The organism is Janthinobacterium sp. GW460-12-1-14-LB5, assembly GCF_059423585.1.
In genome coordinates this window covers 12,583-38,971 of record NZ_JBWKYD010000037.1, presented here as the reverse complement: position 1 = coordinate 38,971, position 26,389 = coordinate 12,583, and the positions used below count along the sequence as shown (strand labels likewise).

Genomic DNA, 26,389 nt, shown 5'->3' with positions numbered 1-26,389 from the left:
CGCGGCGGCCGGCACGGGCACTTATCAAAACCCACGAAAGGCATTACCCATGAGCACTACCCAAGCAACCCTGAACACCGCGCAAACCCTGGCCGTCGTCGGCTTCGACATCGCCAACCTGTCCGCACCTGCCGCCCGCGTGACCTTCGACGTGCCCGTGATCTTCGACGCCGATGGTGAGCCCGTGGCCGGCATCAAGATCGTCGGCAAGAATTCCGACGAGTACCGCAAGGAAAGCCACGCGGTGCGCGCCGAAGGCTACAAGAAGTCGGCAAAGCGCAAGACGGCCATCGACGCTTCCACGGACGAAGGCGCGGATCAGCTGGTGCACGTCATCGATGACAACCAGAAGCGCCTGGCCGTAGCTGTAGCCGTCGACTGGTACGGCTTCACCAGCAACGGGGGCCCGGTGCCGTTCGACAAGGGCCTGATCGCCATGGCGTTCGACAAATACCCGACCTGGCAGGATCGCGTCACGGCTGCCCTGGAAAACGACGCCAATTTTTTGAAGGTCTGACCCAGGCCCTGCTGCTGTACGCCGACCACCTGTTTGATCGAGCAGCGGCGGCAGGCGACGGCAATGCCAAGGGCGACCACCTGGACACTGCCCGGCAAAACCCGCTTTATCGGGCGCCCGAGGCACCAGCAGCACCGCAACTGCCGCCGGAGCTGGCCTACATCTGGGCCTGGTTTGCCCAGATGAACCAGAAGCGCCAGTGCGGTATGGCCGTGAACGCGCTGACTAGTGCCGAGATATTGGCCTGGCAGGCGCGCCACGGCGTGCGCTTCGATCCGTTCGAAGAGGGCGTGATCGATCGCCTTGACGTGCTCTTCATGCACCATCAAAACAAGAAGGAAAAATAAATGCCTGATATCGCCCAACTTGGACTTTCCATCGATACGCGCCAAGTAGCCGAGGGCAGCAAAGCCTTGGATTCCCTCGGCGAGGCGGCGGTGCGCGTCGAGCAAAAGACTGTTGGTGCGACGGCCGCCGTCGACAAGTTGGGCGAAGCCAGCTCTGGGGCCAAGACCAAGGCGACTGAGGGTGCGGCGGCTGTCGATGCGCTGGGTGATGCTGGCGCGCGCGTCGCGCCAAAAGTTGTTGGCGCAACCGCGTCCGTAGATTCGCTGAGTGCGGCGACGGCGCGCGTGCGCTCGACATCTGCCGAAGGCGTCAGCGCGCTGGACAACTTCACCAACTCGTCGGCCGGTGTATGGCGCCGCGGTAGCGATGCCGCTAAAAGCGTAGAAGCGCTCGGCGACGCCACGCAGCGCACTGGTCAGCGTGCGGCGATCAGCAATGGCCAGATGGACGACACGTCCAAAATCATGCGCGCGCAGGCTGAGACGGCGCGTCTGGCGGCCCAGGCCACGCAGGCGCTGGGCGGCTCAACCACGCAATTGACGCTGGGCCAGCAGCAACTGATCGAGCGCATGCGCGAACAGGCGGCCACGATTGGCATGAGTCGCACACAGCTGCTTGCCTATCAGGCAGCGCAAATGGGCGTGACCAAGGAAACGCAGCAGGCAATTGCCGCGATTAAGGGCTATGAGGACGCCATCAAGGCTGCGGCAAAGGCAAAGGAGGATGCCGCCAAATCGTCAGACATACTGGCGCTTGCGGTCAAGGCACTTGTCGCGGCCTATGCCGCCCTGAAGGTATGGGACTATATCAAGGAATCGTCACTGCTGGCGGCCCGCTATGAGACGCTTGGCGTGGTCGTTCAAGTCGTCGGCCGCAATGCGGGCTACACCAAAACCCAGATGGATACGGCGACCGACTCGATCGCTCGTCAGGGAATTACCATGGTCGAGTCGCGTGAGTCGGCCACCAAACTGGTCCAGGCTCACGTCGACCTAAAGAACGCCACCGTGTTGGCGCGCATCGCCCAGGACGCGGCCGTGATCGGTCACTTGAATTCGTCGGATGCGTTCGACCGCTTGGTGAACGGTATTTCGCGCGGCAATGTGCTGATCTTGCGGAACATCGGTATCAATGTGAACTTGCAGACGGCCTATCGCCAGATGGCTGATGAGCTGGGCAAGACTACCAAAGAGCTGTCGGAAAACGAGCGCGTGCAGGCTCGCTTGAATGCTGTGATCGACCGTGGCTCGGATATCGCCGGCACCTATGAGGCTGCCATGGGCACGGCTGGCAAGCAGATCACGTCGATGCAGCGCTACATGACCGATCTGAAAACCGTGGCCGGCGAAACTTTCCTTGAGGTGTTGACCGTTACGGTCATGGCGCTGACGAAGGGCTTCAAGGACGCGAACGGCGAAGTCAGCGAATTGTCCCGGAATAACCAATTGCACGAGTGGGGCAGTACGCTCGCTCAGGTGTTCGTTGTGGTCGCCGACAACGTCAACAATGCTTTTTCCGCAATGAAGCTGCTGGGCGCGGCGGGCTCGTATGCCAGCAAGGCTTCTGAAATTCATACTCAATACACGATTGACCGCTCAGAGGCAGGTTTTAGCATTACAGGTCAAATTGATGCCTATAAGAAGATGCAAGCGGCGATGGAGGCCAACGCCAAACTGCTTGGTGATACGAAAGACCAGATCCTTGCGGGAGAAGATAAGTTCCAAAAGGCCTATGACGAGCGGGTCCTGACCATCAACGCAAAAAGAAAAAAAGACGCTGACGAAAAGCTCAAGGCGGACAGTGATTACGCGCAGCGCGCACAGGCTCTGCTGGTGGAAAACGCCGGCAAGAGCCTGAAAATTCAGCAGGATGCCCAAGTTGCACTTGCAAATTCGGTGTATGTTGGCACTCCGACGTATCGGGACACTGAAGGCCGCGAGCCAAAGCCAAAGGTCGATCAGGTCGAAAACACGCAACTCGCTGATCGGATCAAGCAGTATGAGAAAGTGGCTGCGGTAGCCAAGGCGCATTATGATGAACTTGCCAAGCTTGACGATATGTACCTGAAGGGCGGAGAGTTGTCAGTTCAACAGGCGTACGAGAACAAGCGCTCGTATGCAATCAAAACCTATGAAGCGCAGATTGATGCGTACGACCTAGAGCTTGATGCATTGGCCAGCCACAACAGCCGTACCAACGGCGAGGCTGCGAAGCACGAACAGCAAATCAATGAAATTCTCGGGAAACGTGACGCGGCCGAGAAAGCCTTCTTTGACGAGAGTTTCCGCCGGGACGAAGAGGAACGCTTGCGCCAAGCGGCGAGTGCCACCGCCGCATCGGATGCTGCCAACAAAGAAATCGCGGCCATTAACGCCCAGGTAGCTGCCGTCGAAGAGCAAATCCGGACTTATGGCTTGTTGCCTGCGCAAAAAACCGCTTTGGCTGTCGCTGACCTTGAAGAGCAAAAAGCTGCTCTTGCTAGTTTCGAGGGCAATGAGAAGGTCATCGGTGGCATCAATCGCAAGATTGAAGCGTTGAACCGCCTTGGCAACGTGCAAGGCAAGGCTTCGGCGCAAGAGAAGGGCGGCGACGTGGCCAAGGCCAAGGAACTGCTGGATATCCTGACGGCTGTCGATGCCGCAACGAAGTCGGCAGCGCAAGGTATGACAGCGTCCTTCGGCGCGGTCGGCACTGCCATCGGCGGGCTGACGACAGCATTGTCCGGTTATGCCGTGCAGCAGCAGGCAATCGCTGCCCATTTGGCCGCTGCTACTAAGGATGCCTATGGCGACCCAACAAAAGTCGCCAAGGCCCAGGCCGCTGCTGCCCAGCAGGGCGCGCAGGCCCAGATCAAGTCCTATGGCGACATGGCCAGCGCGGCCAAGGGATTTTTCAAGGAAAACAGCACCGGTTACAAGGTGATGGAAACCGCAGAAAAAGCATTTCGTGCCTACGAAATGGCCATGGCCGTCGAGTCGATGATCAAAAAGATCTTCTTCAAAGAGGCGGAAGTCGCCGCCAACCTGACCTTGAACGCCACCAAGCTGACTGGCGAGGCGACGACCACGGCCGCGTCCACTGGCCTTGCCGCGACTGAGGCCAGCGCCTGGGGCATTACTGCCGTGGTGAAGGCCTTGGCCAGTCTGCCGTTCCCGCTCAACCTGGCGGCCGGCGCCGCGACGCTGGCGGCCGTAGTAGCAATCGGAGCAAAAATGTTCGGTGGCATGGGCGGCGCCAGCATCAGCCTGTCCGAACAACGCCAGGCGGCCAACGGCACCGGCACGGTCCTGGGCGATTCGTCCGCGAAATCGGAATCGATCGCGCACAGCCTAGCTATCATGGAGAAAAACTCCGGCCTGGGCTTGGCGCACACCATTTCGATGGACTCGTTGCTGAGGAAGATGGTGAGTGGGATCGGCAATCTGGCCGGCCTACTCGCCCGGTCGGGCGTAGTTGCCGAGGGCGGTGGTGCTGCAGCTGGCATACAGACCGGCTCGGTGTCGACGTTCGGCAAGGGTGGGCAATTGGCCCTGTCCGGTGCGGCCACCTACGGCGGCGCCATGCTGGGTGGCAGTATCGCCGGCGCGATGACGATGGGCACGATTGGCAGTAGCTTGACGATGATGGGCGCAGTCGCTGGCCCCATCGGCATGGCAATCGGTGCGGCAATCGGCTTTGCGGTATCGAAATTGTTTAAGACTTCGACGTCGATCAAAGACCAGGGCATTACCGGCAACGCCATGACGCTTGGTGATGTGGACGCGTTGGGCTTTACCGCTCAAGCGTATGCCGATGTCAACACGAAGAAGAAGGCATTCGGTTTCACCTATAAGGACAAGGACAGTACACATACCGCTGCGCTGTCGGCGGAAATGAATAACCAGTTCAGCATGATCATCAGCAGCATGGGGCGGACGATCCGCAGTGCTGCCGATGCGCTGGGTATGGGCGGCGCCGCATTCAATGCCCGGCTAAATTCGTTTGTAGTCGATCTGGGTAAGATCAGCTTGAAGGGCTTGTCCGGGGAAGAGCAGCAGAAAGCGCTGGAAACAGCATTTTCCAAGCTCGGCGATGACATGGCGAAGTTCGGCGTGTCTGGCTTGCAGGAATATCAGGCGGTGGGCGAAGGCTACCTGGAAACGCTGGTACGCGTCACCAACGACTACATGCAGGTGTCCGACGTGCTGACCGTGCTGGGCAAGTCCTTCAATACAACAGGCCTGGGTGCTGTGGCGCTCAGCGAAAGCCTGATCGCCGCAGCCGGTGGCCTTGATAAGCTGACCAGCGGTACCGGCTTCTTCGTCGAAAACTTCCTGACCGAAGCCGAGCGCATGGCGCCGATCACCAAGTCGGTGAACGATGCCATGGGCAAGCTGGGTATATCGGGCGTGACCACGGTCGATCAGTTCAAAGCCCTGGTGCTGGCGCAGGACCTGAGCACGGCTGCTGGCCAGGCGATGTATGTGGAGTTGATAGCCCTTGCCGAACCGTTCAAGAAAGCTGCCGATTACGCTGCCGAAGTGGCTGCGGCAACTGGTGAGTATGCAGCGGTGCTTAAAACCGCGAACGAAATTGCCAGCGAACACCGTGACCTGCAGCAGCAGCTGAACGAATTGACGAAAAGCGAAACGGAACTGCTGGCCATCCAGCGCTCCAGCATTGCCGCCGTCAATCGTGCGCTGTTCGACCAGGTGCAGGCCGCCAAAGCAGTGGTCTCGGCCAAGGATGCACTGGGCAAGGCCTACGAAAAGGAATCAGCAGCGGCCCAGACGGCGCTGGATAAATCGAAATCGTGGGTGGCCACGCTCAACGGCCTGAACGCCAGCATGGCACTGGGCAACCAGTCCATCCTGACGCCGGAGCAGAAGTATGCCGAGGCGCGCGCCCAGTTCGAGAAAACCCTGGCGGCGGCGAATGCCGGCGACACGACGGCGCAGTCCGGCCTGTCGGCAGCCGAGCAGGCCTTCCTGACGGCTTCGCAGGTGGTCAACGCCTCGGATGCTCGCTACGCAGCAGATTACGCCCGCGTGCTGGCGGCCAATAACGAGGCGCTGAAATGGGCCTCGGCTCAGGTCGGCGTGCAGCAAGCCAGCCTGGATGCGCTCAAGGCACAGGTGTCGGGCCTGATCACCATCAATGACAGTGTGAATGCGGGATCGCTGACGGTGGCGCAAGCCATCGCCAACCTGCGTGCGGCGATGGGCACGGCGACTGGCTTGGGCGTCAAGTTCGACGGTTCGCATGCCGGCGGCCTGGCCAATGTCCCGTTTGATGGTTACGCCGCTGAGCTGCACCGCGGCGAGGTGGTAGTGGACGCGCAAGCGGCCGCTGCCATGCGCCGCTACTTTGGTGGCGCACCCAGCCAGGGCGGCGGCAATAACGACGCCCTGGTGGCCGAGATCAAGAGCCTGCGGGAAGAGGTCAAAGGGCTGCGCGCCGACCAGGACAAACAGACCGGCGCCATGATCCGGGGCACCGTCGAGTCGAACGACAAGGCGGCCAAGACGGTCGTGGCTGGTGTCGACAAATCCACCAAGGCATCCGCCTGGGCGAAAAAAGTGGAGTACTCCCAATGACTGATGCACAATTTTTGGCGTGGCTGCAAAACTCGTCGGCCACCCGCATGGTGCTGATCGAGGTGCAGGTGAATGTGGCGGGCGTCGAAGTGACGCGGTTTATCTCGTCCTGGCCGTATATCACAGGCCCGACCGACATCCCGCCCAACGTCGAGTACTTGCCACTGGCCACTGGTGGGCTGGCCTTCACTGAACAGGTCAGCCTGACAGGTGAAGCTGGCCTGTCGGGCGGTGATATTGAAATCGATAACGCCGATGGCGCGCTTGATGCCTGGCTCGGTGACGTCTGGCGCAATCGGCCCATCAAGGCCTGGTCCGGCGATCCGGCCTGGCCGCGCGGCGACTTCCGGCTGGTCTTTGACGGCATCGTCGCCGATATCGGCAGTTCCGCGCGCGAATCGATCAACTTGTCGCTACGCGATAAGCTGCAGCGCCTGGACACGCCGATTGCCGAGGCGAAGCTGGGCGGCACCACGCCAAACAAGGACGCAACCTTGCCGATACCGTTCGGCGAATGCCACAACGTGACGCCCTTGCTGACCAACCCAGCTACGCTGGAGTATGGTTTTCTGGGTGCCGTCGAGTCGAGTTTCGAGGTGCGCACCAACGGCAAGCCGATTGCCGTGGCCCTGAATGACCAGGCCGGGCGCTTCAACCTGACCACCGACCCGTTTTCCACCACGATCACGGTCAGCGTGCAGGGTGACAAGGGCGGCGGCTATGCGCCGCGCATCGCGCCGCTGGTGCAGCGCATTGCCACCGCCTATGGCAAGGCCTCGGATCGCTTCACTCTGGCCGACCTCGATCTGGACAACCTGGCCGCCTTCGACGCCGCCCACCCGCAGCTGGTGGGTCTGTACGTTGCGGATCGGACGAACCAGGCGCAGGCGATCCAGCAGCTGGCGGCCAGTGTGGGCGCCCAGGCGGTCATGTCGCGCACCGGCCAGCTGCGCCTGGTGCAGATTGCGCTGCCGGCCGCCGGCGTGCCGGTGGAGATTGGCCCAGAGCACATGCGGCTCGATTCCCTGCGCCCGGTGCAGCGCCTGCCCGTGGTCGCCGCCGTCAAGATCGCCTTTGACCGTAATTACACGGTGCAGGCCAGCCTTACCACCAGCATCCCGCCGGCGCATGCCGACCTGTATGCCACGGAATGGCTGACCGAAACGGCGGTCGATGAGGCGGTGCGCACGCGCTACCGCCTGACGGACGACCCGCCGCAGATCGATACCTGCCTCAAGACCAACGCAGACGCCCGGGCGGAAGCGGCGCGGCGCCTGGCCCTGAACAAGGTGCAGCGCACGATTTACGAATTTGATGGAGAGCCTGAAATGATGATGCTGGAACTGGGGCAGCCTGTGGTGTTGCGCGATGATCGCTTTGGCCTGCAGGGCGGTGCACCTGGCGTGGTGGTGCTGCTGTCGCACCAATGGCTGGCAGGACGCGTGACGGTGGGAGTGCTGGTATGACAGCCATCGGCGGTGCCCGTGACACGCTGCTGCAGGCGACAGCGGAGCGCTTCAGCACCACAGCCGACGGCAAGGCGATCCTGATGGCGGGCAGCACGCCCGTGTTTCGCGTGAACAGCGCCGGCGCCGGCGCGCCCGGCTCGATTGCCATCACCGCCAAGCCGGTGAATGTGGTGGGCGATATCGTGTTTTCGGTGTCTGCCGGCACGCAGCTGACCGTCAACGGCAACGTGGCCACGGTTGATTTTGCCAGCATGACCACGGATACGGCCCTGGTGCAGGCGCGCATCCGCGAATTCGGCGTCGACTACGTCGGTAATTACATGATCAGCAAGGTCTTCGATGGCGTCGCCGGCAAGACGGGCCTGGACGGCTTGAACACGGGCCAGGCCTTTGCCTACAAGCGAGCGGCTGCCGCGCCTGCCGATTCTCCGGGTGACGTGATCTTTACTTTTGCCACGGCCGCCATCACGACGCCGGCCGGCAATGACCTGGCCAGCGGCTGGTCGAAGAATATCCCGGCCGGCACGGCGCCGCTGTACGTGCGCGTGGCCGCCGCCAGTTCGCGCAACGCCACGGACAATATTGCCGCCAATGAGTGGGCGGGGGCGGTGCAAATGGCCAAGGACGGCGCCGACGGCTTGAACGTGGCCCCCGTGCGCATCTACCAGCGCGGCGCCACCAACATCGCGCCGGCGCTGCCGAGCGCGGCATGCACGTTCACCTTTGCCACGGGCGCGCTCGCCGGCCTGAACAACGGCTGGTCGACCCAGGTTCCGACTGCCGGTGGCGCCTATCTGTTCACCTCGGGCGCCACGGCCGCGTCGCGCGCGGCGACCGATGACATCGCCCCAGGCGAATGGGCGGCCGCTGCGCGCCTGGCTGCCGATGGCGCCACTGGCCAGCGCGGTACCGTCACCGTGACGGCGCCCGGCTATTCCACCTGGTCGGATGCTTCGGCCGTGTATGAGCTGGGGCATGCAGGCTACGGCGTCCCGATCAACCGCGACGTGGTCACGTTATATGACGCCACGCATGCCGTGACGAAGTATTTTGACAACGGCGAATGGCTGGTGCTTGGCACGGTACTGAACGGCAATTTACTGGTTGATGGCTCGATTGCGGGCAAGTCGCTATCCGCTGATAGCTTGGGCGCCATCAAAGCCAAGCTCGGCACGGTGGTGGCGGGCGATATTTCCGCCTCGACCATCCATGGCGGTCCTGGTTACGCTCATTCATCGTTTGATTGGCCTCCAGCCGCTAACTCGGGTGGCGGTTTCCACCTAAGTGAGCAAGGCCTGCTGCTCGGCAACTACAAATCAGGCCGATATTTTATTGTGTATGCAAATGGCCAAATAGAAGCACCGGGCCTGTTAATTAAAGATGGGAATGCCACTTTTTCGGGCGCCCTGTCGGCGGCCACGGGCACGATTGGCCTGCTGCGAAGCCGAGCCAGCGGTGCACGTGTGGAGATTCGTGGCGATGTACAAAAAGTGATTGGCGTAAATGGTAGCGGTGTCGAAGTGGTGGTCGTACAAATCGGGGATTTGGACGCATGAGCAGCTATGGCGTGCTGTGCCGGGATATGCAAACCCGGGAGGTGCTTTATGACAGCCGTGCAGAAAGTACCTTGTTCTGGATCGCCGAAGTGGGCATTCCCGGCGCCAGTGTCGGCACCGGCACTGGTCGTACATTCTCCTACCCGGCGTATGCCGGTAAGAAAATCGTTGCCAACCTGGTTTCACCCTATCAAACCGGTGACGTTGACGGCTGGGCGGTGCTGAGCTGTCGCGTCAGCTATCCATCGGGCATCCCGACGGTTCAGGTGTTTGTCGACAATGCCACTGCCGGCTTACCGGTGTGCGATGGCTACATGATGATTTACTTTACCGGAGCGGCGCTATGAGAATGGGGTTTCAAACGAAGAATCTGGCGAAGGGTAACATCACCATCGATTCCAACTTGCGTGCGTATGTCTACCTTGGGAAGTACGCGATACCCAGCCAGATTGGCGCCTATCCGACAATCGACTTCCAGTGCAAGGGTATGCCCCAACTGTACTTTGACGTGCCTTACAACATCACGGCACAGGACATCGGTACTACCGGTCTGAATGCTTTCCGTTCGCGCACGGGCATTTGCCTGCGCAAGCTGCAGTCGCTGGGCGGTGACAACTGGCGCGCAACCATGGCCATCAACAACCACAACGGGCCTCCTTTGGCACTGTTCTTGCGAGTATTCGGACGTCTGGATCTGAACCCTCCAGCAGGCCCATATGGCTACGGCCTGCTGGTCCGCACGCTGGAGGAAAAGGCGTTGGTGTTTCTCAGCGGAAAGCGCATGTTGCGCCTGGCTGGCGATACCTACGATGTCGAGCTCACCCTCCCCTGGCAGGTGCCGCCCAGTGATAGCGCCCCAGCCAGTGGGCAGGACACTGCGGTCAACTTGCCGTTCAGCATGCAAGGCAAATCAATCAGCGCGAACACCCGGGGCATGGTCTCGATGCCGTATTACCTGTATTCGTACGATGACGACGGCCGGATCATGAACAGCTATACGGTGATGCACTACGAATCGCTGTTCTGGGCCATCGGCAATCAGCTACAGATGCGCCGTATCGCGGCGAGCGAAGACAGCATGGATGTCAGTGGCTCTCTCATTATCGACAATTCAAAATGCCAGACGGTGTACTCGCGGCTTTCAGTGATTGACAACTCCCAATTCCCATAATATGACCAACCTCCGCATCATCTACGACAACGCTGCCGACCGGGCAGTGCTGACGGCATCGAGCCAGGCCGGCGCGCTGGGCCCGGCTAACCTGCAGCGCGATGCCAAGTCAGCGGTGCTGCGCGCTGCCGGCACTGCGCAAACCATCACCGCCACCTGGACAACACAGGAGTCCATCGCCTGCGTGGCGCTGATCTTCACCAACATGACCAGCAGCGCGCGCATGCGCGTGCGCGGCTATGCCCAGCCGGGCGATGCCGTGCCTGTTCTCGACACAGGCAGCATCTTCCCGTGCCCGGCCGCCGTGCATGGCATTTATCCCTGGGGCGTGCTGCCGCTGGGTTGGAACGCCTACAAGTGGGGTGGCGCGAATACCTGGGCGCGTGGCGGCGGCGCTGATGGCGTGGCCTGGTTCGCGCCCGTGCGCGTGCGCAAACTGGTGATCGAGGTGTCCGCGCCACAAAGCCCGGGAGGCTACCTGGAGATATCGCGCCTGGTGGCGGGCAACTACTGGTCGCCGGAACACAATGCCGAGTACGACGCCCAGCTGCAGTTGCAGGATGCCAGCGAGGATTACCGCACGGGCGCCGGCGACCTCAAGACGCAGATTCGCCCGACCAGCGACAAGTTGAGCATCAACCTGGCACACCTGACGCCAACGGATCGCGCCCGTTTCATGCGCATCCTGCGCGAGAACGGCAAGGGGGAAGCCATGCTGTTCAGCCTGTTCCCGGAAAACCCGGATCCACTGCTGGAGCAAGACCACATGCTGTATGGCAAGGCCAGCAATCTCGATGCGGTCGCTACACCGTACTTTGAAACCTATTCTGCACCACTCCAAATCGAAGGAATTTAAATGGCGGACAAATTTTATGACGGCATGCCGAACGTCAATGAGGAACTCAATAAGCTGAATACGGCATTCGAGAAGGGGCCATACAACGCGCTACCGCTGACGGGCGGCAACTTGACCGGGCCAGTAGGAAGTAGCAGTAGTATCTCGGTGGCTAATAGATACCCGGGTGGCATTGCTCTCACGTACAGCTTGCTTGGTTGGTTCCGGGTGGCAAGACTCGCGGCAGTGTATGGCGGCGAGGCTATCCTGCGAATCTCGGGAGCGACTCCTTACTCCAATGGTGCGCTGACGATCATTACGATGCGCCGCGACAATGATGCGCAAATCAGGGGCACTTTTCACTCGCTCGGCGTCCCAGCCACCGGCGCAATCACTGCCGCGAAAATTGATATTGATGGGACAGTCTACGTCCTGAGTAAAAACTATTCGACCTTGTCCGTCTATTGCGACTCCAATATGGCGAACACTCCGCTGGTCGAATTTTTGGGGACCGGTGTCTTGCCGCCGTCGACCGCGATTGACGCCACGCCAGTATGGTGCCTGAAGATGGGCGATCTGGATGCAGTCAACGTCACTCCGGCGGGCATCGCTGTCGGCGCACGGCTGTCGCCAGCGGTGGACAACGCCTACGATCTTGGCCAAGCCTCGATGGCTTACCGCACCATTTATGCCCGCACTGGCACCATCAACACCTCAGATGCGCGCCTGAAATGTGATTTCCGTGACCTGACTGCAGCCGAGATTGCCGCCGCCAAGGATATCGCTCGTGCTATCGGCGCTTACCGCTGGCGTGATGCGGTCGACTGCAAAGGCGCTGACGCGCGCGAGCACGTCGGCCCGACCGTGCAAGCCGCCATCGAAATCATGCAGGCGCATGGCCTGGACCCGTTCAACTACGGCTTTATCTGCCACGATACCTGGGAGCAACAATCCATCGAGCACCCTGCCATCGAGGCCCAGCCCGCCGTGCCCGCTAGCTTGTCGTTGCCGGAAGTGCTTAATTCGTTTGGTGACGTCGTTACGTCGGCGGTGCAGGCAAGTGACGGTTTTCCCGCCGTCGAAGCGCGCGCCGCCTACACCGAGGTGGTGCTCGAAGCGGGAGACCGCTACGCGTTCCGGTATGACGAACTGGGCATGTTCATTGCCGCCGGGCAGGAGGCGCGGCTGGCGGCGCTCGAAGCGGCATAGAAAATCAATGCTTCACCACAAACCCGCTTCGGCGGTTTTTTTCATTTCCACCATCAGAAAAATACTGTCTCACCTTTCCCTAGAAATGAGACAGCTGTCGCCGTAATGTCGGCACCACTATCTTCTCCAACACCACCTCACGAAAGGCATCACATGGCCATCGAAACAACCGCCGCTGGCGGCGCACTGATTAAAATTTTTGGCATCCCGGTCCTGGCCGGCGCTGCCGCAACCTCACTGGGATTCATGTTCATGTGGCCAAAAACTGCCAAGGAAGCGGGCGTGCGCTTCTTCGTCACCATTCTGTTTTCCGCCCTGATGGGCCCGGCCCTGGTCGTGGTCGCGCGCAACTGGATGCCGGGCCTGTTCGACAGCGCGCGCGCCGTCGCAGTGCTGTACGGTAGCGACCCGGCCCTGGGCTTCTTGTTCATCGCTGCGCCGCTGATGGTGGCGGCCGGCTTGCCCGCCTGGTGGGTGCTGGGCGCCACAGTGCGCTGGCTCGACAATCGCCGCGACAAGGATATCGGCGAGCTGGCGCGCGACGCGGCCGCCATCGTCAAGGACGTGCGGGGTGGCCTGTGAACCTGAGTCCACATTTCAGCCTGGCCGAGCTGGTCGCTTCGCAGGTGGCCACCCGCAAGGGTATCGACAATGCGCCGGCGGCCGCTATCGTCGCCAACCTCACGCGCCTGGCCGCGCTGCTCGAGCAGGTGCGCGCGCTGGTGGGCGCGCCCATCGCCATTTCCAGCGGCTACCGCTCGCCGGCGCTGAACAAGGCCGTGGGCGGCGCGGCCAGCAGCGCCCACGTGCTGGGCCTGGCCGCCGATATCAGCACGGCCAAGCTGGCGCCCAAGGCGCTGGCTCTGCTGATCCGGCAAAGCGATATCGCCTTCGATCAGCTGATCTACGAGGGCACCTGGGTGCACATCGCGCTGTCGGCTGGCGCGCCGCGGCGTCAGGTGCTGACGGCCAAGTTCGCCGGCGGCGGCGTCAGCTACGTGGCGGGCATCGTATGAGCGCCCTTGGCACGCTGGCTGCTGGCGCCGTCAGAGGCATCTGGAAGGTGGCGGCCATCGTGCTGTCCGCCGCGCTGCTGCTCGTGGCCAGCTCCACCGGCACGGGCTGGTGGCTGACAGCCGCCGACCGTGACGCCGCGCGCGCTGCGCTGGTGCAGGAGCAAGGCGTCACCGCTGCGCTGCGGGCCTCGATCAGCGAGCAAAACCGCGCCATCGATGGCATGGGCAAGGCAACCCTGGCGGCGCAGCAGCGCGGTGCGGCGGCGCAGGCTGCGGCCGCCGCCAAGGGCAAGAAGTACGATGCTGCCCTGGCACAAGTTGTTGGCGCGCGCGCCACGACCTGCGACGAGGCCATGCCGGCTGTCAGGCAGTTGCTGGAGGGGGTGCGATGAGGCCCCAATTGGCACTACAAAATATTCCAAAAATTATTCCGATCCTGTTGCTGGCCGGCTGCGCCAGCGCGCCACCGGCGCCGCAGCGTGTAGAAATTCCCGTCTTTACACCATGTGTAAAGACGATGCCGCAGCGCCCGGTGTACGAGTTCGACCAACTGTTGCTGACCGCGACGGATGGTGAGATCGTCTTGGCGCTGGCACGCGACTGGACTCGCGGCCGAGCCTACGAGGAATTGCTAGTGGCAATTATCGTGGGCTGCGTTTAGCATATGTGACTTATCCTCTGCGTAACCGGTTAATGTGTCGTCTCGACTAATCCCGATGTAAATGGATGCAGTTGCGCAGTTGATCCCGTCGGTGATCCACTTCAGGAACGATGTATTGACGTGGTGTCGATAATATTTTGAGCTTCAGATTTTTTACTTAGGGAAAATTCCTGCCTAATACCGCCGGCTGCTGGTATTGAATCTAGATTCAATTGCATGGCGTCCTTTACTACGACAGATGATTCATATGATAAATCGAATTTTAGGAGAGTATCAATTATCGTTATTAGTAGCACATAGTTTGAAAAGAAAGTTCGCCACGATCCTTGATCCAAGATGAAACTTCCTTGGGGAGATGACATGTCCTCCCCCGTTCCGGTGTGATGTATGCGGATAAAAGTGCTCTTTTTGAAATTCTGTATTAATAAATAAATTTTATAACCACTTACATGTCGCTCCAATTGATATTCTTTTTCAAATGATTTGGCTAATTCTGTAACAGATAAAATGAAAACATCAAGGCCTTTTACGAAGTCTTGATTGATTTCGTAGAGCTCCGACTTTGAATTCGACTTTGAAAATATTAGTCGATAAATTTTTCGTGGCTCTGGAGCATACTTATCATAATTTTCATGGTCTTTGCAATATTTTTCAAATTCTTCAATATGTTTGTAATAGTTTGAGAAATTATTTTGAATTTTGGTCAGTTCTATTTGTTTGTTTGTTAGATCAATTTGATTCGCGGTCCTTTCTATTTGTTTTTTTGTTTGTTCGGATCTGTGGTTGGCCGCGCATAGTCCCACTAGCGTAAATCCGATAGCGAGAAGGGCTGCTGGAACTTTGTAAAGCTCGGCGAAATAATTGAAGCCGCTGGATGTGAAATCGAATGAAAGATTGCGTAGGCTATAAATTATTGTAAAAGTTACTATAAGCGCGAGTGCTGCTGATATTCCGGCGCACCAACGCACGATTTGGAGGTTGAACAAACTTTTTTCAGGCGAGAAATCAATGTTCATAATGTTTAATATTTTGTGGTTGGCAAAGAACCATTTAGTGTCAGTCGAAAAAAGCAAAGCATGCAGCAGCTATCACTATCGCAGCACCAATGAATTTGGTGGCACGGAAAGCTAATTCCCCTTTTTTTACTCGCTCCCATTCTGATTTTAGTACAATTTTCGCTTCATTAATTAATTGTCGTGCAAGTTCCTCTTCCTGCTCTGTTATAGTTTTGGTGTGAGTTATTTTTAGCTTGGAGATATTATCTTGAAATGAGTTTACTTTGCCCAAAAGGCTCATGTGTTTTTTGGGGTTAAGTCGTAGAACTATTCGATACTCGCTAGCATATGCTTCATGGGTTTGATCCGCCAATTCGGTTAATATTTTTAATTTTATGTCTGGCGTAGAGCCGCCATGAGCGCGAGCTATCGAATACAGCGAGGTCACTTTTGCCACATATTCAGCAATATCTTCTCTTAAAGCATCAATCCAAATCTGTCTAAACTCGGAGGTTTTCTGTTCCTTGGATAAAACGGAAGTTATATAAACTATAGCGCCGCTAATCAATGCTGCAATAATTGCTCCGATTGCGACGTCTGGGATGGGCATTTTCGACCTTTTGGTAATTGTGACTAAGGTAAGTAGCCAATACTGATTGGCCAGAATATTTTACTCTATAAATTTCTAGGCATAAGTTAATGCCACGCTCAGCCCAAGGAATTCGCTTTTAAAATACTCAAACAGTATATAGTACTGGTACACCTTGACCTTGCTGCTGTGTTGGAACTAGCGTTTACAGGTTACTGCGGTGAGATTGTGACGCGCTGCGATATTGTTCTATAGTAAACCTATGTGCGCTGACTACACCCCCAGCCGTAAAGAGCATATCGTAGACCGCTTCGGTATTCGACCGCCCGAACTTGACTTGCTGCCCGAGGCATGGCCAGGCTACATGGCGCCAATCCTGCGAGACTCACATGAAGCGCCCGGTGAATTAGGAATCACCCCGGCTATGTTCGGCATGGTTGCCCACTGGGCCGACGTCAAGCTGGCCCGCCAGATCTACAATACCCGCACGGAGACGGTGGCCAGCAAGCCGACCTTCCGCAGCGCCTGGAAGCGCAAGCAGTTCTGCATCATCCCAGCATCCAACTTCTTCGAACCCAACTACGAAACCGGCAAGCCTGTGCGCTGGCGCATCGAGCGCGCTGATGGTGGTCCGGCGGCCATCGCGGGCATTTGGGATTACCGCCCGGCGGATCAGCTGCTGTCGTTCTCGATGCTGACAATCAACGCCGACGGGCACCCGCTGATGCAGCGTTTCCACAAGCCTGGCGAGGAAAAGCGCATGGTGATGATCCTGGACCCTGACCAGTACCACGGCTGGCTGGATGGCTCGCTGGTGTCGGAAGAGGACGTTTATCGGCAGTATCCGGCGGAGCTGCTTGTCGCGCAGCCCGATCCTATGCAGCCGCGATCACGTGCAAAAACACCTGCGTCGGCCGCGCCAGCGGAACAGGGCGGGCTCTTCTAGTTACAAATTTCGCCTTCTGGTTTCCTAAGCTTGGCAATATACTGTGTTTTTATACAGTAAATTGATTTGGTTATGGACGGCACAACAAACAAGCATCAGTGGCCGGCGAAAGTAGAGGAGCGGCAGGGCATGCCTTTTCGTGTGATTTTGCTAAGGGATAAGGGGCGTCGAATTACCCGCCAGGAGATGCTCGACTCCGCGCCATTGGAAGGCCTGCTTGTTTTCGAGCATGTGGGAGCGGGCGCATGTGTTCGTTACCATAGCTCTGCCTCGCTGCGCCGGCCAAACTATGCCGGCTCGACCAACGTTTGCAAGCCACTTTTTGAGCCTGCGATGGAGCGTTTGGATGCTGATGGCCTGATACTCAAGGGGCATGAAAACGAAACAGTAGACGGAGCCCTAGTCCAGTACGTCCAGGTCTGGCTCTGCGTGCCCATTTTCCCCAGCGCTGTTGCAGCGGGCGCCTGACGATGCCCAGCCGACTACGCGCTGCTTCTGGTCGACCAGCACGATGACTTGGCAGCCGGCCGCCGCGCTGCCATAGTTCAGTTGCAGGTATTCGCCCTGGTGTTGATAGCTGGAGGGCGTGCCGAAGCGGGCGGCGAGGGCGAAGCTGTTCATGTCAAAAACGCCGGGTCGCGGTAGCGCTCGCGGAAATGCCGCTCCGCAACCTTGCTGCGTCAGCACGATGAAAAGAAGTGCTCCATATAATGAGTGAGATGTGGGCACTGATCCGCCAAGAACGTTGTATTTAAGTCATTATGGCTAATTGTGTTGGTTGGGGCTTGAGGTACGTCACTTCGTGGCTCACGTAAAACTCAGTGTAATTCTCAGTGTAATCCAGTGCAATTCAAGGGGTGTCACTGGAGTCTATTCGGCGAACGCCCCCTATGAGAGCACTGCGCAGGCCGATGCGCAAAGGCATTCACACTGCAGGGGTCGCAAGTTCGAAACTTGCACTTCCCACCAAATTTTTCGTTTGTATTCAATGACTTAGGATTTTACGTCTTGTCAAAATACGAACTTGGGGCAAGCTTGGGACAATAGGATTTTTAATCCACCACCCAGCCTCAACGATACGGCCGCTTCCTGCGGCCGTTTTCACATCAAGCCGACCTGGAATGTCAGATAATCCTCTTGCTTGCTCTCAAAGTAACAGTTTCGTACGCGGAACCAACCCGGCCGGCAGCTACCGGGATAGATTGGTTCACTTAGCATTGGTAGATGGGTTTTCCTCCCTGTCGGTAGCGATCAGGCAGCCTTGCAATGCTGGCGTGCCAAGGCGAATTGCTGCTTGAATTGGATGCATGCCGATCGCTGGCGCGCAGCCCATCATTTGTGCGTTTCCTCGATCTTTAAGGGGAGTGTCAAGTTTGCCTCCAGGCCGCCCTCCGGTCGCTGCATGAGTTCTATCGCACCACCAAAGCGCTCGGCAATTGCTGCGACGATGGACAGGCCCAATCCGCTTCCCTGACCGGAACCGCGCCGCCAGAAGCGCTCCTTGACCATCATCAATTCTTCCTTGCCAAGGCCGCTGCCTTGATCAAGTACACGGAAAACACAGCTAGTCGCGGCCAGCCGCATCTCCAGGACGATCTCTTGCGCCGCCGGCGTATGGCGCAGTGCGTTGTCGAGCAAATTACGCAATGCAGTAATTGCCAGGGCTTGCGGTAGCGCCAATCGCACCGGCCTGCCGGCAGGATGGAAAACGATGCGCTGCTGCCCGTTGCTGCTTGCGCCGGCATCACGAATCGCCAGCCGTGCGACTTCTTCAGCATCGGCACGGTTGCCGTCTTCCCAGGAAAACGGTCCTTCAATCTGCGACAGCGTCAGCAATTGCCCGAGCGTGCGCTGGAGCCGCGCCACGCCTTCCTCCGCGTAGTCCATCGCGAGCGCGGCGTCCTTGCCTTTGGTGATCCGCGACACCTGCAAATGCGTCTTGATGGCCGTGAGCGGGGTGCGTAGCTCGTGTGCGGCATCGCTTGTGAAGCGGCGTTCGCGGTGGATGGTGACGTGGACGCGTTGCAGCAAGGTGTTCAGCGTCGTTACCAAGGGCATGAGATCGCGCGACATCGCGCTCTCGGGGATCGGCGTCATGGTCTCCGGGCTGCGCCTGGCGAGTGCCTGCCGCAGCCGCTCCAGCGGCAACAAGCCGCGCTTCACGCCAAACCACAGAACGATCAGGCTGCCCGCCATGGCGACGACAAAGGGCAAGACTGCCGCCATTGCCACATTTTGCAGCAGTGAATTGCGTTCGGCCAGGCGATCGGCGGTGGTTACGCGCAAGTTGTCGGTCTCAAACGTGTAGCTGCGCCAGCGTTCGCCCTTGATGACCGTTTCGGAATAGCCGGGCTTGCCCATCGCGACAGCGTCCACGGTGGCGCCCGGCGTGCGCGCTATCACGTCGCCGCGCAGGGAAGTGATCTGGCAGTCGAAGCCTTTGGCCAGCGCGGGCGTCTTCAAGACCGCCTGGCTCTGCGTGGGGCCGCGCCCATCCCAGGCGGAAGGATTCTGCGACATCAGGCCGGCGACCATTTGCGCCGACATCGCCAGCCGCTGGTCCAGCGTGTGGTGTACTTCCGTGTCCAGACTGCGCAACATCCATATCGCTACGGCGCCCCACAACAGGCTGAGCGAAATTCCGATGAGCAACAGCAGCCGCAAGCGCAGGCTCATGGGTTCACCATGGAAATCTTGTAGCCCAGGCCGCGTACGGTTTCGATCAGGTCCGTGCCGAGCTTGCGCCGCAAATGATGGACATGCACGCTGAGGGCGTTGCTTTCAATCTCTTCATTGAAATGATAGAGACTATCCTTCAACTGATCGGCGCTCAGGATGCGTCCGCTGGCGTGCAGCAACGCCGACAGCAGGGCCAGCTCGCGGCGCGACAGATCCACCTGCTGGCCGTTGAGATGGACTACGCCGCTGGCGGGGTCCATGCGCAAAGGCCCGTGCTCGATGACGTTGACGCTGCGTCCGGCAGCGCGCCGCAGCAGGGCGTGCAGGCGCGCGACCAGTTCATCGAGGTCGAAAGGCTTGAGCAGGTAATCGTCGGCGCCGGCGCGCAGGCCCGCAACCCGGTCCTCGACGGCATCGCGGGCACTCAGCACCAGTACCGGAAGAGTCATGCCTGACGCGCGCAGGCGCGGCAGCAGGCGCATGCCATCTTCATCGGGCAAACCAAGATCCAGAATCACCACGTCCCAATGCAGGGTGGCCAGCGCCGCTTCGGCCTGTGCCGCATTGCTCACGCCGTCGGCTGTCAAGCCGTGCGCACGCAAGCCGGCCAGGATGCCGTGGGCAATCAGTTCATCATCTTCCACCAGTAATACACGCATCTCTATCCTCCATGCCCATCATTATTGCAGCTGTTGATTATCGCATCGTTAACGTGGCCTTAACCTGCATGAAACAGGATGGAAGCCTGTCTACTTCGGAGCTGCTTATGTTACGTATTCTGCGATACCTATGGGTGTTGGCCTTGCCCCTGCTGCTGGGGATGCCCGCGCATGCCGAAAATAATTTTCTGCCACCCGAGCAGGCGTTCAAGTTCAGCGTCTCTCAGGAAGAGCAGGGGAGGGTTCGCTTGACCTGGCAGGTCAGCGAAGGTTATTACCTGTATCGCAAGCAATTGAAGGTTGCCGCGGAGCCGTCCGACAGCGCCTTGCACATCGACTATCCGGCCGGGACGATGCAGACGGACGAATTCTTTGGCGAAAGCGAGGTGTACCACGACAGCGTCGAGCTGATCGTCAACGCCGCCGGCGCCCGGGCCTTGACCGTGGGCTGGCAAGGCTGCGCCGACGCTGGCCTGTGCTATCCGCCGCAAAGCCAGAAGGTCGAATTGCGCAGCGCAAGCGTGTCGCCGGCAGCGGCATCAGGCGAGGTGCGCGGCGAGGACCAAAGCATGGCGGATCGCCTGTCACAGTCCAGCCTGGTCTGGATGCTGCTGGTGTTCTTCGGCCTGGGTTTGCTGATGACGTTTACCCCTTGTGTGCTGCCGATGATACCTATCTTGTCCAGCCTGATCGCCGGCAGCGGCGCCGGACCCCGGCGCGGCTTTGTCCTGTCGCTGGCCTTTGTGTTGCCGATGGCGCTGACGTATGCGGTATTTGGCGCGGCGGCGGCATTGGCCGGTGCCAATTTACAGGCGATGCTGCAAAACCCGTGGGTGCTCGGCGTGTTTGGCGCGATATTTGTTGCACTGGCAATGGCCATGTTTGGTTTCTATGAACTCCAGTTGCCGGCGTTCCTGCGCAACCGTCTCGATCAAGCCAGCCAGGGCCAGCGCGGCGGCACCGTGCTCGGTGCCGGCGCGATGGGCGTGCTGTCGGCGCTCCTCGTCGGTCCCTGCATGACGGCGCCGCTGGCTGGCGCCCTGCTATATATCGGCGACACGGGGAACGTCCTTAGCGGCGGTCTGGCCTTGTTGTTCATGGGCCTGGGCATGGGCGTGCCCCTGCTGCTGGTGGGCACCGTTGGCGCGAAACTGCTGCCACGACCAGGCAACTGGATGAACCGCGTCAAGGCCTGCTTTGGCTTTATCCTGCTGGGCATGGCCATTCTGTTCGTCGGCCGGGTATTGCCTGCTTCCGTCGCATTGGCCCTGTGGGGTGCCTTGCTGCTGGCATGTGCATTGAGTCTGTCTACGTTGGCGCAGCAGTTCGTTGCTGACGGCGGCCGCTTGCTGATGCGCTGCATCGCATTACTCATCGGTATTTGGGGCGGCATCATGGTCTTGGGCGCCGCGGCCGGCGGACACGACCCGCTGCAACCGCTGGCTTTCGCCGCGCCTGCCAATGCTGCCGGGAACGCCAGCGGCAAGCAGAATTTCATGGAGACCTTTGCGACCGTCAGGACGCCCCGGCAGCTTGCTGACGGCGTCGCCGAGGCTGGCCGCAACGGACAGTGGACGCTGGTCGATTTCTACGCTGACTGGTGTGTCTCCTGCAAGGCGATAGAACGCGAGGTGTTTGCCGATCCCCGGGTGCAACAGGCCTTGGCCGGCATGCAGTTGCTGCGTCCCGATATCACGGCAAACAATGCCGATGACGTGGCGATGCTGCGTGCATACCAGGCGTTCGGCGCGCCGACCATCCTGCTGATCGGTCCGGACGGCAAGGAGCACCGCGCCGAACGCATTATTGGTGAACTGAGCGCGGAAGAATTCCTCGCGCGCCTCAAACGTGCGCAAGACAAGGCCTGAACATGCCCACGGCGCCGTGGCCGCGCTGCCGGCGGCAAGCTGCAAGCCGCTGGGTGAGGCGGCTACAGGCGCCTGAGCCATCCAGGCTGTCCCATCCTCTTTTTGAAAACCAGGAGTAAATGAACCATGCGCAAATATTCATTCATGTTCGCCGCAGCCATGTCTGTGGCGACCGGCATCGCCGTGGCAGCCCCCGCGGTCAACTGGCCGGCGCCCATCAAGGCACTGGAAGCACAGGGCGTCGAAATCGCAGGACGTTTTGATGCGCCAGGCGGCATGCAAGGCTATGCGGGCGTGCTGCAACAGAAGCCGCTAGGCATTTATCTGACGGCAGACGGCAAGCAGGCGATCGTCGGCACCATGCTCGATGCCAAGGGCGTCAATCTCACCGAAGCGCCATTGAAAAAGCTGGTCGGTAAACCGATGACAGCGAAAAGCTGGCGCAAACTTGAAAATAGCAGCTGGATTGTCGACGGCAGCAGGGACGCGCAACGCGTCGTCTATACCTTTACCGATCCGAATTGCCCGTATTGCAATAAATTCTGGAAGGATGCCCGCCCCTGGGTCACGGCGGGCAAGGTGCAAATACGCCACATTATGGTCGGCATCATCAAGGACAGCAGCGCCGGCAAGGCGGCCGCGCTGCTTGGCGCAAAAGATCCCCAGGCCGCCCTCAGGCAGCATGAACAGCAACACGCCAGCGGCGGCATTCAAGCCATGACGACGGTTCCAGCAGGCATACGCGTCAAGCTCGACAGCAACAAAAGCTTGATGCGGGAACTCGGATCTTTTGCCACGCCCACAATTTTCTACCAGGATTCAGAAGGCATCCTGCAAACCGTCCAGGGGGCGCCTGGGACGAATGCGCTGAACGCGATTCTCGGCGCGCGCTAGCGCCGCAGGCCGCAGTTCGAGATGGTGTCGCGTGCATCATCCGCCGGGCGCAAGCAGGCAGGCCCATGCGGTACCTGGGCAAGACTACGTGCGGCGAATGGCCGCATTGGCAAGGCCAAGGAAGAGCCAGGCAAGCAGCACGAAGGCAAACCATAGGCCGAATGCGTTGCGCAACGCCATGTGATAGCCAATCGACATGACGTCGATAAATGGATATGGGTACATTCCCAGAACGGCGCCGCGCACCAGCGCATAGACGAAGTACAGTAGCGGGTACAAGGACCAGGCCAGAGGCGACCACCATGGCAGCGGCGGTGTTTTCAGAGGGGTGATGAGACGCGTAAACAGCCAGTACATGCAGAAAGCCAGCGGAGTCAGGTAGTGAAGGATCAGGTCGGCAAGCCACTGCGCGCCGGTCGGATGCCACAGATCGCGCAACAGGAAATGGTAGCCTAGTCCGACAAAGGCGATGCTGGTGGCGGCACAAGCCCATACTTCGGGCCGGGCAAAGATGCGGCCTGTCGGGCTTCCAGGCGCGAATGCCGGCAGAGTCAATGTGAGCGCCACGAAAATATTCGTCGTGACTGTGAAGAAACCGAAGTATTTCACCAGTCCCGCTACGATGGAGGCGCCATGTGGATGGGCCAGATTCAACGATAGCCAGAATTGCAGGAACACGCCGGACCATGCCAGCAGCGTGAGGATGGACGCGGCGGTTTTTTGCACACGGGAGTGCTGTTCAGGCAGTACGCCACATGGGGTCATAGTCATGAAAGAGCGATAAGATACGCCGTATATTTTTAGGCATGAATTGGTAAATTATCACAAATGTGTCCATGCAACAATTTATGCAAGTTCCCTGTCGGGAAGCAACTGCCTGCTCGGCAGATACAGTCACCTGTAATTCAACGTTTGCAAACCCAGAAAAGGAGTTTTAAATGGCAAGTATGAATAGTCTTCAAGGCAAAGTTGCCTTTGTGCAAGGGGGATCCCGCGGTATCGGCGCCGCTATCGTCAAGCGGCTGGCGCAGGACGGGGCTGCGGTCGCATTCACGTATGTCTCTTCTGCAGAGCGGGCAGAAAAAGTCGTTGCCGAAATAAGCAATGCAGGCGGCAAGGCGCTTGCCATCCAGGCTGACAGCGCTGATGCCAATGCCTTGCAGCAGGCAATACGTCAAACCGTCGCGCATTTCGGCGGCCTGGATATCCTCGTCAATAGCGCCGGCGTCCTGTCATGGGGGGGCCTTGCAGACCTCACGCTGGCCGACCTTGACCGTACGCTTGCGGTCAACGTACGCAGTGTCTTTGTTGCCTGCCAGGAGGCCGCGCGCCATATGGGCGAAGGGGGCCGCATCATCAATATCGGCAGCATCAACGCCGAGCGCGTGCCCATGGCAGGCGGTTCCATATACGCGATGAGCAAGTCGGCGCTGGTAGGGCTGACCAAAGGCATGGCGCGCGACCTGGGGCCACGCAAGATCACGGTCAATAACGTCCAGCCGGGTCCCGTCGATACCGAGATGAATCCTGCCGATAGTGAAACTGCCACCGAGCTGAAAGCATCCATGGCGCTGGGGCGTTATGGTAGCGCTGAAGAGATTGCTGGTTTTGTTGCCTATCTCGCGGGACCTGAAGCCGGATATATCACGGGCGCCAGTTTAAGTATCGACGGCGGTTTTTCCGCATAACGCACGCCGCGGACAGGATGGATGCGCCAGGCCTGCCCGCCCGCAGCGTGGCGCCGCCTGGAGAAACCTGAACGCCGTAACGTTCGCGCCGCTTCAGCGGAAAACAAGCTGGCGGCCAGGAGCGCCGCCAGTCCCCGTGCCGGAGATTTTTACACCTGCCTGCCGCGCCTGTCGCCCCCATTTCAAAAATGCTTTGTAAACAAACGCTTGCCATGATTACCTGACGATGGCATTGATTTTGCATAGCACTATGCAGCTGAAAACTCCATGGAGAAACATTCCCCAGGTTTCCAGGCAATCCTGTCAGAGGAGAAGTCATGAGCATCATACAACTGCTGTTTGCTGTCCTTGTTTCCATCCCTGCGAGCCTGAGTTTTGCCGCTGTCTCTACCGAAGTGGATTTGAAACAATATCTTTCATACAAAAATACCTACCTGAACGGTGTCGGCGGGCCGGATCTGTACATCACGGATACCAGCGACGTCTTCGAGTACTACACCAATGAGTTCGACATATCTCGCCGTACATTGAAGATCAGCTATGACGTTCAGTATGTGGCCGATCCGCTGACGGCGGACCCGACCTACGATCTCCTGGCCTTCCGGGTTTTTCCGCAGGGGCAATGGGTAACGCATTGGGGAACGACAGCGGGAGACGTCGACGTGCTTGATTTTGCCCCCAGAATCGATGTCTCAAAATCGATCATCATCGACCTGGCGCCCTTTCAGGGCAGCGCCATGGCACTGGGCTGGGCCTTTGTGTCGGATGTGCCATCCCAGGCGCACATCGTGATATCCAATATACATATTGAAACGATAGATGAACCTGGAACTTTTGCGCTATTGGGTATCGGCTTGCTTGCCGCGTTGACTTTCATGCGGCGGTATCGCGCCGGGAAGTGAAACGCTTGTGGACGACAGGGCAATCTGCCGTCCGTTCTGGACGGGATGCCTCCGGATGCGGGGCGATATGTGCGCTCGCGCGGCGCACCTGCGTCCGGCGTTTCTCGAGCAAATGGATGACCACGTCCTCGCCGACTTGCTGAAAATCCTCGTACCATTCGCCTACCGAGTGGAACGGGAAAGGGGCGTGCAGGCAGATCGTTTCATCGGCGATGCGGGACAGCGCTTTGCGGCTTGCGCGGGAAGCGACGGGGACGGCGACGATGATCTTCGCTGGCTGCATGCGGCGAACGGCACGCACCGCCATGCACATGCTCGCTCCGGTGGCGACGCCGTCATCGACGAGGATGATTATCCTGCTCTCAAGCGGCAGGGCTGGCCTGGCAGCGCGATACAGGCGTTCGCGCCTCGCTATTTCCGCTCTTTCCCTGTCGATCAAGGCTTGCATCGTGCTCATCTGCATTGCGGATGACCTGATCTTTTTCATGCGTAGCAGGCACTGCCCATCGCCTGCGACGGCACCGAGCGCATATTCAGGCTGGGCTGGCAGCCCCAGTTTGCGCACCATCAAGATATCGAGGGGCGCGCCCAGCGCCCGCGCCACCCGATACGCTGGCGGCACGCCTCCCCGTGGCAAGGCCAGCACCAGCACATCGGGATTGCCGGCGTAGGCCGCCAGGCGCCCCGCGAGCATATTGCCTGCATGAAAACGGTTTTTGAACAGCGAGTGCATGAGCCATCTCCCGGTCCGACTTCGCGCAGCCCCCTGTGCGCCCGTTCAGCGTTGGACCGGTGGCGGACGGTTTGGTTT

General features: G+C 59.3%; 25 protein-coding genes. 18 read left to right on the top strand and 7 right to left on the bottom strand.

Going from position 1 to position 26,389, the window contains the following annotated elements; translation table 11 throughout:
* Nucleotides 1–49: 49 nt before the first annotated feature.
* From AC07X6_RS26825 to AC07X6_RS26765, 13 genes are all read left to right on the top strand, one after another.
* Nucleotides 50–517: a hypothetical protein gene (locus AC07X6_RS26825; RefSeq protein ID WP_494792980.1), complete on the top strand. Its 468-nt coding sequence runs from the start codon at nucleotides 50–52 to the stop codon at nucleotides 515–517.
* Nucleotides 451–864 carry a phage tail assembly chaperone gene (locus AC07X6_RS26820; protein WP_494792992.1) on the top strand — a complete coding sequence of 138 codons (414 nt, stop codon included), beginning with the start codon at nucleotides 451–453 and terminating at the stop codon, nucleotides 862–864. Before AC07X6_RS26825 ends, AC07X6_RS26820 begins: the two co-directional genes overlap by 67 nt.
* Nucleotides 865–6,441 carry a hypothetical protein gene (locus tag AC07X6_RS26815; protein WP_494792979.1) on the top strand — a complete coding sequence of 1,859 codons (5,577 nt, stop codon included), beginning with the start codon at nucleotides 865–867 and terminating at the stop codon, nucleotides 6,439–6,441.
* Entirely contained in the window at nucleotides 6,438–7,907 is a 1,470-nt protein-coding gene (locus tag AC07X6_RS26810; RefSeq protein WP_494792978.1) for a hypothetical protein, read from the top strand. The genes AC07X6_RS26815 and AC07X6_RS26810 overlap by 4 nt, the downstream gene beginning before the upstream one ends.
* Nucleotides 7,904–9,466 carry a hypothetical protein gene (locus tag AC07X6_RS26805; RefSeq protein ID WP_494792977.1) on the top strand — a complete coding sequence of 521 codons (1,563 nt, stop codon included), beginning with the start codon at nucleotides 7,904–7,906 and terminating at the stop codon, nucleotides 9,464–9,466. The genes AC07X6_RS26810 and AC07X6_RS26805 overlap by 4 nt, the downstream gene beginning before the upstream one ends.
* Nucleotides 9,463–9,813: a hypothetical protein gene (locus tag AC07X6_RS26800; RefSeq protein WP_494792976.1), complete on the top strand. Its 351-nt coding sequence runs from the start codon at nucleotides 9,463–9,465 to the stop codon at nucleotides 9,811–9,813. The genes AC07X6_RS26805 and AC07X6_RS26800 overlap by 4 nt, the downstream gene beginning before the upstream one ends.
* A gap of 2 nt (nucleotides 9,814–9,815) precedes the next feature.
* The gene (locus AC07X6_RS26795) at nucleotides 9,816–10,637 is read left to right on the top strand and encodes a hypothetical protein (RefSeq protein WP_494792975.1); all 822 of its coding nucleotides are present in this window, start codon (nucleotides 9,816–9,818) and stop codon (nucleotides 10,635–10,637) included.
* A gap of 1 nt (nucleotide 10,638) precedes the next feature.
* Complete coding sequence (locus AC07X6_RS26790) at nucleotides 10,639–11,493, top strand: hypothetical protein (protein WP_494792974.1); 855 nt, start codon at nucleotides 10,639–10,641, stop codon at nucleotides 11,491–11,493.
* The gene (locus tag AC07X6_RS26785) at nucleotides 11,494–12,681 is read left to right on the top strand and encodes a tail fiber domain-containing protein (RefSeq protein ID WP_494792973.1); all 1,188 of its coding nucleotides are present in this window, start codon (nucleotides 11,494–11,496) and stop codon (nucleotides 12,679–12,681) included.
* 252 nt (nucleotides 12,682–12,933) lie between these two features.
* Entirely contained in the window at nucleotides 12,934–13,263 is a 330-nt protein-coding gene (locus AC07X6_RS26780; protein ID WP_494792972.1) for a hypothetical protein, read from the top strand.
* Nucleotides 13,260–13,697 carry a D-Ala-D-Ala carboxypeptidase family metallohydrolase gene (locus AC07X6_RS26775; protein WP_494792971.1) on the top strand — a complete coding sequence of 146 codons (438 nt, stop codon included), beginning with the start codon at nucleotides 13,260–13,262 and terminating at the stop codon, nucleotides 13,695–13,697. The genes AC07X6_RS26780 and AC07X6_RS26775 overlap by 4 nt, the downstream gene beginning before the upstream one ends.
* A complete protein-coding gene (locus AC07X6_RS26770) occupies nucleotides 13,694–14,089 on the top strand; it encodes a hypothetical protein (protein WP_494792970.1) in 396 nt (131 codons plus the stop codon). Before AC07X6_RS26775 ends, AC07X6_RS26770 begins: the two co-directional genes overlap by 4 nt.
* An 8-nt stretch (nucleotides 14,090–14,097) precedes the next feature.
* Nucleotides 14,098–14,358 carry a hypothetical protein gene (locus AC07X6_RS26765; RefSeq protein ID WP_494792969.1) on the top strand — a complete coding sequence of 87 codons (261 nt, stop codon included), beginning with the start codon at nucleotides 14,098–14,100 and terminating at the stop codon, nucleotides 14,356–14,358.
* A 101-nt stretch (nucleotides 14,359–14,459) separates the two neighbouring features.
* Here AC07X6_RS26765 and AC07X6_RS26760 read toward each other — a convergent pair whose 3' ends face one another.
* Nucleotides 14,460–15,374 (bottom strand): hypothetical protein, encoded by a 915-nt coding sequence (locus AC07X6_RS26760; protein WP_494792968.1) that lies wholly within the window; start codon nucleotides 15,372–15,374, stop codon nucleotides 14,460–14,462.
* A gap of 40 nt (nucleotides 15,375–15,414) precedes the next feature.
* On the bottom strand, nucleotides 15,415–15,963 hold the full coding sequence (locus tag AC07X6_RS26755; RefSeq protein WP_494792967.1) for a hypothetical protein: 549 nt from the start codon (nucleotides 15,961–15,963) through the stop codon (nucleotides 15,415–15,417).
* Nucleotides 15,964–16,204: 241 nt separating this feature from the next.
* Between AC07X6_RS26755 and AC07X6_RS26750 the strand changes: the two genes are divergently transcribed.
* Nucleotides 16,205–16,888, top strand: coding sequence for an SOS response-associated peptidase (locus AC07X6_RS26750; protein WP_494792966.1), 684 nt, complete (start codon nucleotides 16,205–16,207; stop codon nucleotides 16,886–16,888).
* Nucleotides 16,889–17,287: 399 nt separating this feature from the next.
* Here the strand turns inward: AC07X6_RS26750 and AC07X6_RS26745 are convergent, their stop codons facing one another.
* From AC07X6_RS26745 to AC07X6_RS26735, 3 genes are all read right to left on the bottom strand, one after another.
* Entirely contained in the window at nucleotides 17,288–17,509 is a 222-nt protein-coding gene (locus tag AC07X6_RS26745; RefSeq protein WP_494792965.1) for a hypothetical protein, read from the bottom strand.
* 711 nt (nucleotides 17,510–18,220) lie between these two features.
* On the bottom strand, nucleotides 18,221–19,564 hold the full coding sequence (locus AC07X6_RS26740; RefSeq protein WP_494792964.1) for an ATP-binding protein: 1,344 nt from the start codon (nucleotides 19,562–19,564) through the stop codon (nucleotides 18,221–18,223).
* The gene (locus AC07X6_RS26735; protein WP_494792963.1) at nucleotides 19,561–20,226 is read right to left on the bottom strand and encodes a response regulator; all 666 of its coding nucleotides are present in this window, start codon (nucleotides 20,224–20,226) and stop codon (nucleotides 19,561–19,563) included. The genes AC07X6_RS26740 and AC07X6_RS26735 overlap by 4 nt, the downstream gene beginning before the upstream one ends.
* A gap of 11 nt (nucleotides 20,227–20,237) precedes the next feature.
* Here AC07X6_RS26735 and dsbD point away from each other — a divergent pair, with 11 nt between their 5' ends.
* Nucleotides 20,238–22,094, top strand: coding sequence for a protein-disulfide reductase DsbD (gene dsbD / locus AC07X6_RS26730; protein WP_494792962.1), 1,857 nt, complete (start codon nucleotides 20,238–20,240; stop codon nucleotides 22,092–22,094).
* 126 nt (nucleotides 22,095–22,220) lie between these two features.
* On the top strand, nucleotides 22,221–22,988 hold the full coding sequence (dsbG, locus tag AC07X6_RS26725; RefSeq protein ID WP_494792961.1) for a thiol:disulfide interchange protein DsbG: 768 nt from the start codon (nucleotides 22,221–22,223) through the stop codon (nucleotides 22,986–22,988).
* A gap of 84 nt (nucleotides 22,989–23,072) precedes the next feature.
* Here dsbG and AC07X6_RS26720 read toward each other — a convergent pair whose 3' ends face one another.
* Entirely contained in the window at nucleotides 23,073–23,714 is a 642-nt protein-coding gene (locus AC07X6_RS26720) for a Pr6Pr family membrane protein (RefSeq protein WP_494792960.1), read from the bottom strand.
* Between the two features lie 212 nt (nucleotides 23,715–23,926).
* Here AC07X6_RS26720 and AC07X6_RS26715 point away from each other — a divergent pair, with 212 nt between their 5' ends.
* Complete coding sequence (locus AC07X6_RS26715) at nucleotides 23,927–24,676, top strand: 3-oxoacyl-ACP reductase family protein (protein WP_494792959.1); 750 nt, start codon at nucleotides 23,927–23,929, stop codon at nucleotides 24,674–24,676.
* A gap of 317 nt (nucleotides 24,677–24,993) precedes the next feature.
* Nucleotides 24,994–25,578 carry a hypothetical protein gene (locus AC07X6_RS26710; RefSeq protein WP_494792958.1) on the top strand — a complete coding sequence of 195 codons (585 nt, stop codon included), beginning with the start codon at nucleotides 24,994–24,996 and terminating at the stop codon, nucleotides 25,576–25,578.
* On the opposite strand, the gene AC07X6_RS26705 is transcribed toward AC07X6_RS26710, so the two are convergent.
* Nucleotides 25,550–26,311: a phosphoribosyltransferase gene (locus AC07X6_RS26705; RefSeq protein ID WP_494792957.1), complete on the bottom strand. Its 762-nt coding sequence runs from the start codon at nucleotides 26,309–26,311 to the stop codon at nucleotides 25,550–25,552. The genes AC07X6_RS26710 and AC07X6_RS26705 overlap by 29 nt on opposite strands.
* Nucleotides 26,312–26,389 lie beyond the last annotated feature (78 nt).